Genomic DNA, 14,186 nt, shown 5'->3' on the forward strand with positions numbered 1-14,186 from the left:
AAAAGACCGGTAGGGTCTCCCGAGTTGCCGTATCATATCCATGTGTAACGTGCCAAGGTCTCTGACCCCAGAGAGGTTTTATCCTTCTTGCCATTAGCGAAGGATAAAATGTAGCTTTCTACCGCAGTTAAGGCATCAGCCCTCTCGATTTACTAACATTATGGAGCTCAATCCCTTCAACCAGTTGGCTTTCGGCCCGCCACCTAACTGTCTACGCTTAAAGGCTAATGTTACCATTAGCCCCCCAAGACTCGCTACGAGTGAATGGCTAGTTCTTTCTCGACGGGAATCCCACCCGCTATATGATACGACCTAGGCTCGGCCGCACAACTGCTGCGTTAGTTTAAGTGTAACACTTCACAAACTACGAAAAACCAACCCGCATCTTTAACATAGCCAATCTTTAAAAAACGGTAGACACCATTTAGGTATCTACCGTTTTTTAACAATCACTTATTTAATTATTTAACTCGTAATGTTTCCCTTTTAATAAATATAAGAGGCGTTCTGCAATATTAGTTGCATGGTCTGCTGACCGTTCTAAATAACGACATACAAATGATAATTGAGTAACTTGGCTTAGTTGAGCAGGATTATTAACTCCTGTGTTGAGCAAGGTTCTAATAATATGCCCATACATTTCATCTACCTCATCATCTAGTTTGGCTATAGTTTTAGCTTCTTCCATGTTCTCGTTTGTAAAGGCATCCAGAACTTGTTTAAGCATTTTAATCGTTTTATTGCGCATTTCATCAAGCAAAACAATCGGCTCAATATGCTCGTCTTTTCCTATACGAATTGTTTCCTTCGCAATATTACATGCATAATCACCAATCCGCTCCATATCAGCTGCAATTTTGACAAGTACCATTAGTCTACGTAAATCAGTAGCTACCGGTTGTTGTTTTGCTATCAATAAAATTACTCGATCATTTATTTCTTCTTCCATACGGTTAATATGCTCATCATTTTCGAGTATAGCTAGAGCACCTTCAATATTTTTCTGAAAAAGAAAATTCATTGAGCTGTCTAAATTATCAATAGCTGCATTACTTAAATCTAGTAACAAAGATTGAACAAAGTTTAAATCTGCATCAAACTTCTCTCTTCCAACCATTTTAAATTACCCCTTTCATCATCCAAAACGCCCAGATATATAATCTTCTGTACGGTTATCTTCAGGCGTTGAAAAAATAACATCTGTCTTATCGAATTCAACCACTTCCCCATTTAAGAAAAATGCTGTTTTATCCGATATACGTGCTGCTTGTTGCATATTATGCGTCACTATAATGATGGAATAGTCTTGCTTCAATTCTTGTATGAGTTCTTCTACTTTAAGTGTAGAAATTGGATCTAGTGCAGATGTTGGTTCATCCATTAGTATAACATCTGGCTCTATTGCAAGACATCTAGCGATACATATGCGTTGCTGCTGACCACCTGATAGGCTATAGGCATTTGTAGTTAATCGGTCTTTAACTTCCTCCCATATGGCAGCACCGCGTAAACTTTTCTCTACAATTTCATCCAAAACTTTTTTGTTTTTTATACCATGAATTCTAGGTCCATACGCAATATTGTCATAAATGGACTTAGGAAAAGGATTAGGCTTTTGAAATACCATTCCTACTTTTGTACGTAACTCTTCAACACCATAATTTGCATCAAAGATATTTCGTTCACGATATAGGATTGCTCCGGATGTTTTAACCGTTGGCACTAATTCTACCATACGATTCAACGTTTTAATATATGTTGACTTACCACAACCCGATGGCCCTATTATAGCAGTAACTTCATTTTCCTTAATTTGTAAATCTATATTTTTTAGCGCGTGATGATTCCCGTACCATAAGTTTAACTTTTGCGTATCGTAAACAATGCTAGAAGCTACCATTTGTTTTGCGGACCCTTTTTCCAACGTTTGTACCATCATTTAGTCCCTCCTAATATTCATCGTATTTAATAGCGTTTTTGGAATTTATTTCGAATAAATATAGCAACCGAGTTCATCAGAAGCAAGAATATCATAAGGACGAGAATACCTGCAGATGAAACGTATTGGAAAGCCTCTTGCGGCCTTTTTGCCCAATCATAAATTTGCATTGGCAAAGCTGTAAATTGGCTAAGTAAATTATCGGGTAGAAAGTGAACAATTACTGGGATACCAATTACTACCAAAGGAGCTGTTTCTCCAACAGCACGTGAAAGCGCTAAAATTGCCCCAGTTATTATTCCCGGTATAGCTGAAGGCAATACAATATTAATGATTGTTTGCCATTTTGTAGCTCCCATACCATAGGAAGCTTCACGTACATCTTGTGGAACTGCTCGAATTGCTTCTTGCGACCCTACAATTATTACTGGCAGTATTAATAAGCTCATTGTAAAGCCGGCAGCTAATACACTATTTCCCAGTGCTAATGCTCGAACAAAAATAGTTAACCCTAGTAAACCGAATACAACAGATGGAACTCCTGCTAAGTTTGAGATATTCATTCGTATAAAATTATTCAACTTATTTTTTGTAGCGTATTCTTCCAGATAAATAGCTGTCCCAACTCCCAAAATAATAGATACTGGAGCAACTACACACATTAACCATATAGAGCCAACTAGCGCTGCTTTAATACCGGCTTTTTCGGGTACACGCGAACCAAAGTTTTGGAAGAATTCGGGAGTTAAATAACCTACCCCTTGGGAGATGATACGGTAGAACAGTACTCCCAAAACTAATAATGCAAATAACGTTGCTGCAAAAAAGATAGTTTTGAATATACCATTTACTATTAATCGTTTATTCATTTTCTTTACTACTGCTTCATGATTCACATATCTCATATTAATATTCCTCCCGATACTTTTTGGAAATAACGTGAGCAAGATAGTTCATTAACAAAGTAAACAGGAATAGCGTAAATCCAACTGCATAGATCGAATAATAAATAGTTGTACCGTAACCTGCGTCACCTGAAGAAACTTGGACAATATACGCAGTCATTGTTTGAATTGATTCTGTAATATTTAAATCGAATTTTGGTGTAGAGCCACCAGCTAAAGAAACAATCATTGTTTCACCTATTGCCCTTGAAACTGCTAAAACTACCGAAGCTGTTATTCCTGAAAGTGCAGCTGGTAGAACTACCTTTAATGCTACTTCTAATTTAGTAGAACCCATGGCTAAAGCGCCTTCTCGTATCGAATTCGGTACAGAGGACATTGCATCTTCTGATAAGGATGCGATCATTGGTAGAATCATAACCCCTACAACTATACCGGGGCTTAGCGCATTAAAGATTTTTAAATCCGGTATAAATTGTTGAAGTAAAGGTGTAACAAATGTTAAAGCAAAGAATCCATATACAATAGTTGGAACTCCTGCTAACACTTCTAAAACAGGTTTAATAATTCTTCTACTTTTATCAGTTGCATACTCACTCAAAAATATTGCTGAAGCAATACCAAAGGGTACAGCAACTACAACCGCAATAGCAGTAACTTTTAAAGTTCCCACTATCAGTGGTAGTATTCCAAATAATTGTTCAGTATTTGCAAATGGATACCATTCGGTACCAAATAAGAAGTCAGATATATTTACTTCTTTAAAAAATATGACCGTTTCAACAATTAGTGTTCCAACAATACCAAATGTCGTTAGTACAGATACAGAAGCGATCAATAAAAGGATGATTGGAATCATCTTTTCTATTATTTTTCTCTGCTTTTTACCACTTGAATTTTGAATAAGCTCTTGTACTGAAAGCTTGTCAGCCCTATGCTTTTGACCCACGGTGAATCCCCCTTTTACCAAAACGCAAGAAATGAGTAGCAGAAGCTACCCATTCCACACCTTTTCCGTTTACCAATTTTCCCGGTATAACAGGCTGTAATAGCACATGCTTCAACCCTTATTAGTAAAGTACATATCTCACAAATTGAAGTTACAATTTTTACTCGCTTATTTTAAAGCTTCTAGAGTAGATAGACCCTTTTCGTATTCAGTATCTGGGAGACGAACATAGCCAACCGCTTCAGCCATATCTCCAGCATTTTCAAGAGAATACTCTATAAAATCATATAACGCAGCATTTTCTGCTAGTGCTTTGTTACTTACATACGTAAATAATGGGCGAGATAATGGAGAATATTCTCCAGATTCAATTGTTTCGTTATTTGGCTCAACACCCTCAATTTTCACTGCTTTTAATGTATCTTGATTTGCTAGGTAGTAAGCGTAACCGAAGAAGCCAATTGCATTTTTATCCGCTTGAACACCTTGTACTAGAACATTATCATCCTCTGAAAGTGTTGCTGCTTTTACAAGGTCAGCTTCATCCAAAATTACTTCATCAAAATAGTCATATGTGCCTGAATCTGTTCCAGGGGAGTAGAAGATAATTTCTTCATCTGGCCATTCTGCATTAATATCCGACCACTTTTTTGTTGTTCCATCTTCAATCCACATTTTCTTTAAATCTTCTACTGTTACATCTTCAACCCAATCGTTATCTTTACTTACAACAACTGTCAAACCGTCGTTTGCAAGTTTAAATTCTGTATAATCAATTCCTGCTGCTTCTAATTCTGCTTTCTCTTCATCTTTAATCGGACGAGAAGCATTAGAGAAATCTGTTGTGCCAGCGATGAATTTTTCAAAACCTCCACCAGTTCCCGATACACCCACAGTTACTTTAACTTTTTCTTGTACAGCTGCGTATTCTTCAACAAGTGCTTCCATTATCGGTGCTACTGTACTTGATCCATCACCGGATACTTGTCCTTCTAAAGTTGCTTCATCTTGAGTTTCACCTGTTGCTGCTTCTTCTGTACCAGTTTCATTTTCAACTTCATCTGCAGTTGAATCATCTCCACAAGCTCCTAGTGCCAGTGCCGAACCAACCATTGTTGTCATCATTAAATACTTCCAGCTTTTCATCAGGTAAATCCCCCTATGTGTTGTTTTGTTTTCTTTTACTTACAAGATTTACTTTATAGGTTCTATATTTAGACCGTATGAATGGAGTGTAAAGCTTTTGTAAATACGGGTGAGAGTAAATTTGAGAGTTCAAAGCAAATGCTTAAGGTAAAAAACTTTTATATAGAAGAAAAAAAGATGCTGGACATAAAAAAGCGCCAGAAGATAAATTTCCACTTTCTAGCGCCTAACTTTGTTGGGTTAACAGTTATTTTTTTCTAACAATCACAAATCTTTTATGCTATAAAAAAAACCGAGCCAAAAGATGCCCGGTTTTAAATAACAGAAATGTAGATATGCCATTGATTTCCCACTTCAAGAAGAACGCCTTGCTTTTATATACTTTCTTATTCTTATTAAAAAAAGGGAGTGATCTCGTCACTTCCTTTTTTGTTTTTAAAGAAATTATATTATTCGTTTTCTTCTTCATCAATTTTAGCATTTGTAAATGCGGGTTTTATAAGAGAGGTAGAAGTTGAATCAATTTCGGTTGTCTCTTTATTTTTATTCTTAATCTCAAAATATTTATCCACAAGCTCTCTTGCTATTGCTGTAGAAAAATTTGTTTTGTAAGATGATTCTAAGGAAGCATCTGGAATAACAAGTGCGTAGGCAATTTCAGGATTATCATATGGAGCGAAACCAATATGTGTTAAATTCACAGTATTAAACGTTCGCCATAAATCTGCATCAAATTCGCTTGCTTGAGCAGTCCCTGTTTTTCCTCCGCCTGTAAATGGAGCGTTTGCAAATGCGCCTCTAGCTGTCCCTTTAGCACCAAAATAGACACGTTGCATACCTTTACGAACTTGTTCAATTTCTGCCCTTGAATTATCTACTGTATTCAAAATAGTAGGAGTCATTTCTTTTACTACTTTCCCTAGTTGAACACCATCCTCAGAAGGCTCTCTAATTTCTTTGACAACATGTGGTTGAATACGATTTCCTCCGTTAGCTAGAGTAGAAGCAAATTGTGCCAGTTGTAGTGTGGTGTATGTGTCAAACTGGCCAATACTAAGATCTAGCAGTTTACCATCATCAAAACCACCTGTTTCTCCGTTCACTTCTCCAGGAAGATCAATACCAGTTAATGCACCAAGTCCGAGCTGAGCATAGCCACTTCTCATTTTAAGAAAGGCTTCCGTTCCAAAATTGATAGACTGATTAGGCACATAGTTTTTACCAGCTACTCCAAATGCAGTTTTAAACATAAACACATTGGAAGAACGTTCCAACGCTTGTAAATCACTTACACGTATACTGCCAGACCTATTAAATACGGAGCTCTTAGGTGCTGAGCCTTTTATACGGATAGGTTCATCAACTAACGTACCATTAATGGAATATATACCTTCGCGATAACCTGTAAGTACAGTAGCGGGCTTTACAGTGGATCCCATTTCATATGCATTAGTAAACGCACCAAATGCATAGTCTTGAATTTCCTTTGCGCCCGTTTTTTCGTTACGCCCGACTTGTTTTCCTACAAGCGAAAGCACCTCACCTGTGTAAGGATCCATCATTATAAAATAAGCATGCTCTAAGTACTTACCACCATAGCTATTGCTATATTTAAGTAGTTCTTTTGCAATAATTTCTTCATGTGCTAATTGAACTTCACTATCCATTGTTAACACTAAATCTTTTCCTGGCTCTCCTTCAAAAACGGTTTGAATATCAATTACTCTTCCTTTTCCATCCGTAATATTTTTTACAACACTTTTTTGACCTTGAAGAACTTCTTCATACTGTTGTTCAATATAACTTGTACCAACCCGATCATTTCGAGAATAATCACGAGCTAAGAAATAATCTAAACGTTCTTTTGGAATACCTATTTTCGGTAGTGTTGTGGTGCCTAGGATAGCCAGTGATGAATTTTTCACTCGGCGCCAATCTGTCGTAGTGTTTACTCCTTCTAGGTCTCCAAGTCTTTCAGAAACCCGCGCAAATTCCTCCACTGTAACTTCTTCCTTTACGTCATCTCCTTTAATAATTTGAGGAGATAATGCATAACCAGAAGCCATCACTCGATATATAGCAATGATTTCTAATTGTTCCGGCGTAAATGAATTCAGTTGTTCTTCCGTAATTCTGCTTCTAGTTAAACGATTGATTTCTTTACTTTTCTCTTTTTTGTCTAAGTCTTCATTTGCTTCTATTTTTTTTCTCTCTTTATCACTCACTAACTCGAGAGCTTCCTCTGGATTTTCTTTTAACCAGAAGTCCTGCAAATCACTCTTTGTAATTCCTGCTGGTATTTTTTCTATTAATAGACTTAGTTCTTCTGCAATTTCATACATATCTTCGGATTTTGTTGTTTGCATTTTGGTATATGTAATAGCTCGCTGTGGAAGATTATCAACCATTATACGTCCTTCACTATCGAAAATACGACCACGGGGAACACTAGTGTTTACTGGTACTTCCTCGGTACGGGCTAATTCTCGGGTGTAATCTTCACCTTTAACAATTTGGAGATAGCCTAATCGGAGTATTAGCATAGTAAAGAGGATAAATATCGAGAAAAATAGTATGTTCATACGAAATGTAATATTTGCTCGTTGTTTAGCCTTCATATTTTGTGCACGTTTATTTGGAATTTTTCGCATGAGTTCACCTTCTTTATTAAATAATTTACATATGAACAGTGTAACATAAAAAGCACACACTTTTAGACGAAAAAGTGTGTGCAAAGTTTCAATTATTATAGATGTTACGTTACTTTAGCAAAATTCTTATTTTGCAGCAGTGAAACGTTTAGATACTTCATCCCAGTTTACTACATTCCAGAAAGAACCGATGTAGTCTGGACGACGGTTTTGATAGTTTAAGTAGTAAGCATGTTCCCAAACATCTAAACCTAATAATGGAGTTTTACCTTCCATAATCGGTGAATCTTGGTTTGCTGTAGAAGAAACTTCTAATTCTCCGTTAGCTACTGATAACCAAGCCCAACCTGAACCAAAACGTGTTGTAGCAGCTTTAGCGAATTCTTCTTTGAATGCGTCGAAGCTACCGAATTTAGCGTCGATTGCTGAAGCTAATTCTCCTGTTGGATTACCGCCACCGTTTGGTGATAAGATTTGCCAGAATAATGAGTGGTTAGCATGTCCGCCACCATTATTGCGAACTGCAGTACGGATTGCTTCTGGAACAGCGTCTAAATTAGCGATTAACTCTTCCACTGATTTGCCTTGTAGATCCGAATGATCTGCAAGTGCGTTATTTACGTTAGTCACGTAAGTATTGTGGTGTTTAGTGTGATGAATATTCATCGTTTCTTTGTCGATATGTGGTTCTAGTGCATCATATGCGTAAGGTAATTCTGGTAATTCATATGCCATTATTGTTTCCTCCTAAAGAATATTTTAGAAAATTCTTTCCATGTATTAGCGTATCAAACTATGAACAATCGTTCAATTAAAATCGACTAAAATAATTATAATCATACTTTTGACTGAAATTACACAAAGAATATAAACACAATAAGCATTATCACTAAAACAATAATCTTTACTAATGAAGAAGTTAAAAATCCTATTAAAGAACCTACTCCTGATTTAATCGCTTGTTTTAAACCGAGCCGTGTCACAATCAGTTCTGCCAAGACAGCACCAATAAAGGGTCCTATTAAAATACCCGCTACAGGGATAAGAAATGGACCAAAAAGGAGCCCAATAGTACTTCCCCACACTCCAGCTTTGGTCCCTCCGAACTTTTTCACTCCAAAAGCATTTGCCGCCATATCCGCTCCGAATAGTAATACAACAAAAAGAATTTGAATTACCCAAAACAACCAGGTCAGCTCTGTAAAGGAGAAAAATAATCCATATACAACATATCCCAGTAGCATAAACACAACCGATGGGATTATAGGATAAAACGTGCCGATAAAAGCAACTATAAAACATAAAATGATTAATATCCAACCAATTATATCTATCATATTCTTTTACCTAATACAGTTTCCGCAATATTGGAAGCGTGATCGCCTATACGTTCTAAATTACTTAAAATATCAACAAAAACAATTCCTGCTTGTCCAGAGCAAGTTCCTTGGTTCACACGTAGAATATGATTTTTTCTAAACTGACGTTCCATTTTGTCAATTACATTTTCTTGTTCTGACACTTTTTTCGCCAATTCGACATTGCTCGTATCTAATGCTTCCAATGATATAGAAACAGTTTCTATTGTAAGCTCGAACATTTCCGAAACATCTTTTATAGCATCTTCCGTAAGGAATAAACGATTCACTTCTTTATAATCGACTAATTCTATGATATTTTCAAAATGATCTCCAATTCTTTCTACATCCCGAACTGTGTCCATTAATATATTATGTCTATTAGAATCTTGTACTGATAAAGGTTGTGATGAGATTTTCACTAAATAATCTGTAATTTTTTGATCTAAGTTATTTAATGCATCTTCTATTTGATAACCTAAATCTGCATCTTTTTTAAGGTTTGTTTTTAAATAAGCGTATGTCGTTTCTAGTCCTTGCACACTTAATGCACCCATTCGCAATATTTCTTCTTTTGCTTGACCAATAGCGATAGATGGTGATTGTTCAATAAAGTGAACATCTAAGTGTTTTGGTTTATATTCGATTGAAACATCCTCACCAGGGATAAGTTTAGTAACGAGATAAGCCCATGCTCCAATAAGCGGGAATTGAATAATTGTATTGGCTACATTAAATGATCCATGTGCGAATGCTATTTGCATCTTATTTTCCAGATCAAGTACACCGGAAATCCACTCAATGTACATTGTAAAAGGTGTCAACAATATTAAAAATATAATACTACCTACTACATTAAATAATACATGTGTAGCCGCCGCACGCTTAGCTGCAACTGATGCACCTAAAGAAGCAAGTATCGCTGTAATAGTTGTACCAATATTATCTCCAAATAAAACTGGAAGTGATCCTTGTAAAGAAAGAAGGTTTTCCGCATAAAGTCCTTGAAGAATCGCCACCGTTGCACTTGAGCTCTGTACGACCAACGTGAAAATAGTCCCACTTAATACTCCGAGAATAGGGCTATCACTCATGCTAAGTGTAAAATCAGTAAAAGTGCTCAGTTCTCTTAGTGGTTTCATCCCATCGCTCATTAGTTCAAGACCAAGGAACAACCCACCAAATCCAAAAATAACTTCGCCTAGATTCTGCACTTTGTTTTTCTTAAAGAAAAACAATAGAAATGCTCCTACAGCCATTATAGGTAAAGCATAGCCGCCTACATCGAAACCTATGATGAAGGCAGTAATAGTTGTTCCGATATTTGCACCCATGATTACACCGATTGCTTGTCGGAGCTTCATGAATCCAGCACTAACTAAACCAACAGTAATAACTGTTGTACCAGAACTAGATTGAATAAGCACAGTAACAATTATACCTACTAATACACCCATAAACGGGTTAGTCGTATACTTATCTAAAATATCACGAAGTTTATCGCCTGCAGCTTTTTGAAGACCATCACCCATAAATTTAATTGCGAACAAGAAAATACCCAGCCCACCAAAAAATTGAAAGAGTATTTCCTGCCAATTTAATTCCACTCTATACTCAACTCCCGTTTTCGACAATTTTCACATACTTCTCTATTATTCAGTAGTCAGTAAGGTATTGTAAATAGATTAAAACATTCTTTACAATTTCTTAACAATGCAAATGCTACTTTATGTTTTTATTTGCTTAATGTTAGAATGAGATTGAAAGGGTGACAACATTTGAGTTTATTTCAATTATTTCAATCTAGCTTACATAGTCCTAAAAAAATGGCCGCTTTTCGACTTATACCGATTGGCAAAGTAATGCAATATATATTTAGTTATATATTTATCATGTCCATTATCTCTTTTATTTATTTCATCAACGGAATTTCTGACCAACAACAATCGATGGAAGGTTTACTAGAATATTTTTCCCAGATTCAATGGCTTTTATATCCATTCTCCTTTATATTTTTATTTGTATTAAACACTTTGTTAATTTTTGTTCGCATAAGTATATTTGCATATATAGGTAGTATTATTCTTCTGCTTAGAAAGAGAAAAGGTGAATTTCGTCATATTTGGAGAACTACTCTCTTTGCAAGTACAATTCCAATGATAATCTCTATTATTTTGGCTATTTTACAAGTTTCAAACAACTATCTTCAATTAGTAATCTATACACTAACTTTGATAATTATCTTTTTAACGACTAAATACTATCCAGTGAAAAGATAATACATAGTACCCCCTTACCTCGCATAGATTAGAGTAAGGGGGTTTTCTTATGAAAATATTTGTAGCAACTATTCTATTACTAGTTTCTTTCTATATTATTAAAGTAGATTTGATCGAAGGAACTATCCCACTAGCCTACTCCTCTCAACCAGTAACATGTGAGAAAGAGTTAGATTATATAACTGTGGAAGTTATGGCTGGAGATACACTACATTCATTATTTGCCCTATATCCTTCTAGTGAAACAATCACCTATACGGAAAGATTTACCGACTTCTACACGCTTAATCCACATTTTATAAATCAGTCGTTTAAAGCAGGCGAAAATGTTCTTTTACCTACCTATACTTCGTCAACTGTATGTAAATAATGTAAAATAGAGCGTTCTTTCTTGTCATTTCATTGGAAAGACTGATAAAATGGTGAATAGTGATGGCATATGCCTCAAGAAGGAGAGAATTTCATGAGCGGATTAATACATCGTTCCAAAACTCGTCCAGTACGAGTTGGAAACTTAACAATAGGTGGAAGCAACGAGCTATTTATACAAAGTATGACAACAACAAAAACACATGATGTAGAAGCAACAGTTGCTGAAATCTTACGTTTAGAAGAAGCAGGCTGTCAAATCGTACGTGTCGCATGTCCAGATGAACGTGCAGCTTACTCGATTGGCGAGATAAAAAAACGCATTAATATTCCTTTAGTAGTAGATATTCACTTTGACTATAAGTTAGCACTTATCGCAATAGAGCAGGGTGCTGATAAAATACGTATAAACCCAGGTAATATTGGCCGTAAAGAAAAAGTGGAAGCAGTTGTAAATGCAGCTAAAGCAAAAGGTATTCCAATTCGTATAGGAGTAAATGCTGGTTCCCTTGAAAGAAAAATTTTAGAAAAGTATGGTTATCCAACTGCAGATGGAATGGTAGAAAGTGCGTTACATCATATTAAAATACTAGAAGATTTAGACTTTCATGATATCATCGTCTCCATGAAAGCATCCGATGTTACATTGGCTGTAGAGGCTTATCGTAAAGCATCCGAAGCATTTGACTACCCTCTTCACTTAGGAATTACAGAATCTGGTACTCTTTTCTCAGGATCAATCAAAAGTGCCGCTGGATTGGGTACACTTTTAAGCATGGGAATCGGTAACACAATGCGTGTTTCCTTAAGTGCAGACCCAGTAGAAGAAATAAAAGTAGCACGCGAATTACTAAAAGTTTTCGGACTATCTTCTAATTCAGCTACGCTAATTTCTTGTCCTACTTGTGGACGTATTGAAATCGACTTAATAAAAATTGCAAATGAAGTAGAAGAATATATCTCGCACATTAAAGCCCCTCTTAAAGTTGCAGTACTTGGCTGTGCAGTTAATGGCCCAGGAGAAGCTCGTGAGGCAGATATAGGGATCGCAGGCGCACGTGGTGAAGGTCTGTTATTCATGAAAGGCAAAACAGTGCGTAAAGTACCTGAAGAAACAATGGTCGAAGAACTTAAAGTAGAAATAGACAAACTTGCTGCAGAATATTTTGCAAACAAAGAGCTAGAAGAGCAGCAAAAGCAAGAAAAAACACAAGTGTAAGGAATGGTGTAATTGACGAATATACGATTTGGTATCGATATAGACGGGACAGTAACATCCCCTACTTCTTTGCTTCCTCATATTAACGAAGCATTTAAATGTAATTTACAGTTAGAAGATATTAAAGAATATGATTTAACGAAGGCATTTCCAGTAAGTCAAAAAGAATTTTACGAATGGTTTAAAAAAGCTGAAGCTACTATTTATGCCACATCCCCTATTCAACCAGATGCACACGCTGTATTATCTGCTTGGAAAGAAAAATACGAGTTATATTTTATCTCTGCTCGTGGTGACAATGTCATGGACATTACACTAGATTGGTTTAAACAACAAGAGTTGTTATACGATCATATTGAACTGATTGGCACACATAACAAAATAGAGACGGCTCGAAGACATGGTGTTCATGCATTTTTTGAAGACAAACACGATAATGCCGTTGAAATTAGTGAAGAACTTGATATTCCCGTAATATTATTTAATACACCATATAATCAGTTGCCAGTTCCATCTCGTGTTATCCGAGTGAATAATTGGATTGAAGCGAATAACTGGATTGAAAAAGAATTTTCAATGGCTATAAAGTAAAACTTCAGAGTTTCATGTGAATAGTTAGGCTAGCTGAAATAGTAATAGAGTATAAAATCGCTGAGGTTTTATACTCTATTTTTATTAGCTAGAACTTGTTTACTTTTAACATTAAAATAACTAGAGCAATGCTATCTTAAATATGAAGGAGAATAGAGTATGAATATTATTGTATTTGGGGCAAATGGTGGTGTAGGAAAGCATTTTACTAAACTAGCTTTAGATAAAGGACATGAAGTAACCGCTTTTGTGAGGTCCCCTTCGAAATTAGAATTAGTGCATGAACGTTTAACTATTATCCAAGGTGATGCTTTTGATAAAGCGGCCGTTAAAGAAGCTATTGCAGGTAAGGAAGCTGTTATTTCTTGTCTAGGCTCTACAACTGGTATGAAAAAATCTACGCAGTTAGAAGAGATGACAAAGAATGTTGTTGACGGAATGGTCGCTAATAATATCCAACGCATTGTCTATGTTGCCTCGGCAGGAATAGAAAATGAGATACCGGGTTTAATGGGCAAATTAATGATAAAAATGCTTAAAAATGTGCTAACTGATCACTCGAATGCAGTTAGTTATATAAGAAATAATCATTTAACCTTTACAATTGTACGCCCTATGGGTTTGAACGATAAAGAATTTACAGGTGTTTATAAAGAGGCTTTAACGGGTGTGCCTAGCACAGGTAGAACTATTACTAGAGCAAATGTAGCAGATTTTATATATAAGGCTCTTATGAACAAGGAATATGAAAATACATCCGTTGGATTGAGTGATTAAGCA

At 36.0% G+C, this 14,186-nt stretch carries 14 protein-coding genes; 5 read left to right on the top strand and 9 right to left on the bottom strand.

Annotated elements, in window-relative coordinates; genetic code table 11:
- Positions 1 to 457: 457 nt before the first annotated feature.
- From phoU to MKX39_RS10785, 9 genes are all read right to left on the bottom strand, one after another.
- On the bottom strand, positions 458 to 1,117 hold the full coding sequence (gene phoU, locus MKX39_RS10745; RefSeq protein WP_093538391.1) for a phosphate signaling complex protein PhoU: 660 nt from the start codon (positions 1,115 to 1,117) through the stop codon (positions 458 to 460).
- A gap of 18 nt (positions 1,118 to 1,135) precedes the next feature.
- A complete protein-coding gene (gene pstB / locus MKX39_RS10750) occupies positions 1,136 to 1,939 on the bottom strand; it encodes a phosphate ABC transporter ATP-binding protein PstB (RefSeq protein ID WP_419958589.1) in 804 nt (267 codons plus the stop codon).
- Positions 1,940 to 1,965: 26 nt separating this feature from the next.
- The gene (gene pstA, locus MKX39_RS10755) at positions 1,966 to 2,844 is read right to left on the bottom strand and encodes a phosphate ABC transporter permease PstA (protein WP_340769566.1); all 879 of its coding nucleotides are present in this window, start codon (positions 2,842 to 2,844) and stop codon (positions 1,966 to 1,968) included.
- 1 nt (position 2,845) lies between these two features.
- Positions 2,846 to 3,703 (bottom strand): phosphate ABC transporter permease subunit PstC, encoded by an 858-nt coding sequence (gene pstC / locus MKX39_RS10760; protein WP_445678046.1) that lies wholly within the window; start codon positions 3,701 to 3,703, stop codon positions 2,846 to 2,848.
- A gap of 258 nt (positions 3,704 to 3,961) precedes the next feature.
- Positions 3,962 to 4,939 (bottom strand): PstS family phosphate ABC transporter substrate-binding protein, encoded by a 978-nt coding sequence (locus MKX39_RS10765; RefSeq protein ID WP_340769568.1) that lies wholly within the window; start codon positions 4,937 to 4,939, stop codon positions 3,962 to 3,964.
- Between the two features lie 449 nt (positions 4,940 to 5,388).
- Entirely contained in the window at positions 5,389 to 7,590 is a 2,202-nt protein-coding gene (locus MKX39_RS10770; RefSeq protein ID WP_340769569.1) for a peptidoglycan D,D-transpeptidase FtsI family protein, read from the bottom strand.
- Between the two features lie 126 nt (positions 7,591 to 7,716).
- Positions 7,717 to 8,325 (bottom strand): superoxide dismutase, encoded by a 609-nt coding sequence (locus tag MKX39_RS10775; protein WP_093538385.1) that lies wholly within the window; start codon positions 8,323 to 8,325, stop codon positions 7,717 to 7,719.
- A 119-nt stretch (positions 8,326 to 8,444) separates the two neighbouring features.
- The gene (locus tag MKX39_RS10780; protein ID WP_340771419.1) at positions 8,445 to 8,924 is read right to left on the bottom strand and encodes a DUF456 domain-containing protein; all 480 of its coding nucleotides are present in this window, start codon (positions 8,922 to 8,924) and stop codon (positions 8,445 to 8,447) included.
- Entirely contained in the window at positions 8,924 to 10,555 is a 1,632-nt protein-coding gene (locus MKX39_RS10785) for a Na/Pi cotransporter family protein (protein WP_340769570.1), read from the bottom strand. The genes MKX39_RS10780 and MKX39_RS10785 overlap by 1 nt, the downstream gene beginning before the upstream one ends.
- A 171-nt stretch (positions 10,556 to 10,726) precedes the next feature.
- Between MKX39_RS10785 and MKX39_RS10790 the strand changes: the two genes are divergently transcribed.
- The 5 genes from MKX39_RS10790 (at position 10,727) to MKX39_RS10810 (ending at position 14,183) form a co-directional block, all read left to right on the top strand.
- Positions 10,727 to 11,227 carry a DUF1189 family protein gene (locus MKX39_RS10790; RefSeq protein ID WP_093538384.1) on the top strand — a complete coding sequence of 167 codons (501 nt, stop codon included), beginning with the start codon at positions 10,727 to 10,729 and terminating at the stop codon, positions 11,225 to 11,227.
- A 49-nt stretch (positions 11,228 to 11,276) separates the two neighbouring features.
- Positions 11,277 to 11,597 (top strand): hypothetical protein, encoded by a 321-nt coding sequence (locus MKX39_RS10795; protein WP_340769571.1) that lies wholly within the window; start codon positions 11,277 to 11,279, stop codon positions 11,595 to 11,597.
- 93 nt (positions 11,598 to 11,690) lie between these two features.
- On the top strand, positions 11,691 to 12,815 hold the full coding sequence (ispG, locus tag MKX39_RS10800) for a flavodoxin-dependent (E)-4-hydroxy-3-methylbut-2-enyl-diphosphate synthase (protein ID WP_093538382.1): 1,125 nt from the start codon (positions 11,691 to 11,693) through the stop codon (positions 12,813 to 12,815).
- 12 nt (positions 12,816 to 12,827) lie between these two features.
- The gene (locus tag MKX39_RS10805) at positions 12,828 to 13,406 is read left to right on the top strand and encodes a hypothetical protein (protein ID WP_093538381.1); all 579 of its coding nucleotides are present in this window, start codon (positions 12,828 to 12,830) and stop codon (positions 13,404 to 13,406) included.
- 159 nt (positions 13,407 to 13,565) lie between these two features.
- Complete coding sequence (locus tag MKX39_RS10810) at positions 13,566 to 14,183, top strand: NAD(P)-dependent oxidoreductase (protein WP_340769572.1); 618 nt, start codon at positions 13,566 to 13,568, stop codon at positions 14,181 to 14,183.
- Positions 14,184 to 14,186: the final 3 nt, after the last annotated feature.

The sequence above is a fragment of the Psychrobacillus sp. FSL K6-1464 genome (assembly GCF_038003145.1).
Taxonomy (GTDB): Bacteria; Bacillota; Bacilli; order Bacillales_A; family Planococcaceae; genus Psychrobacillus; species Psychrobacillus psychrotolerans.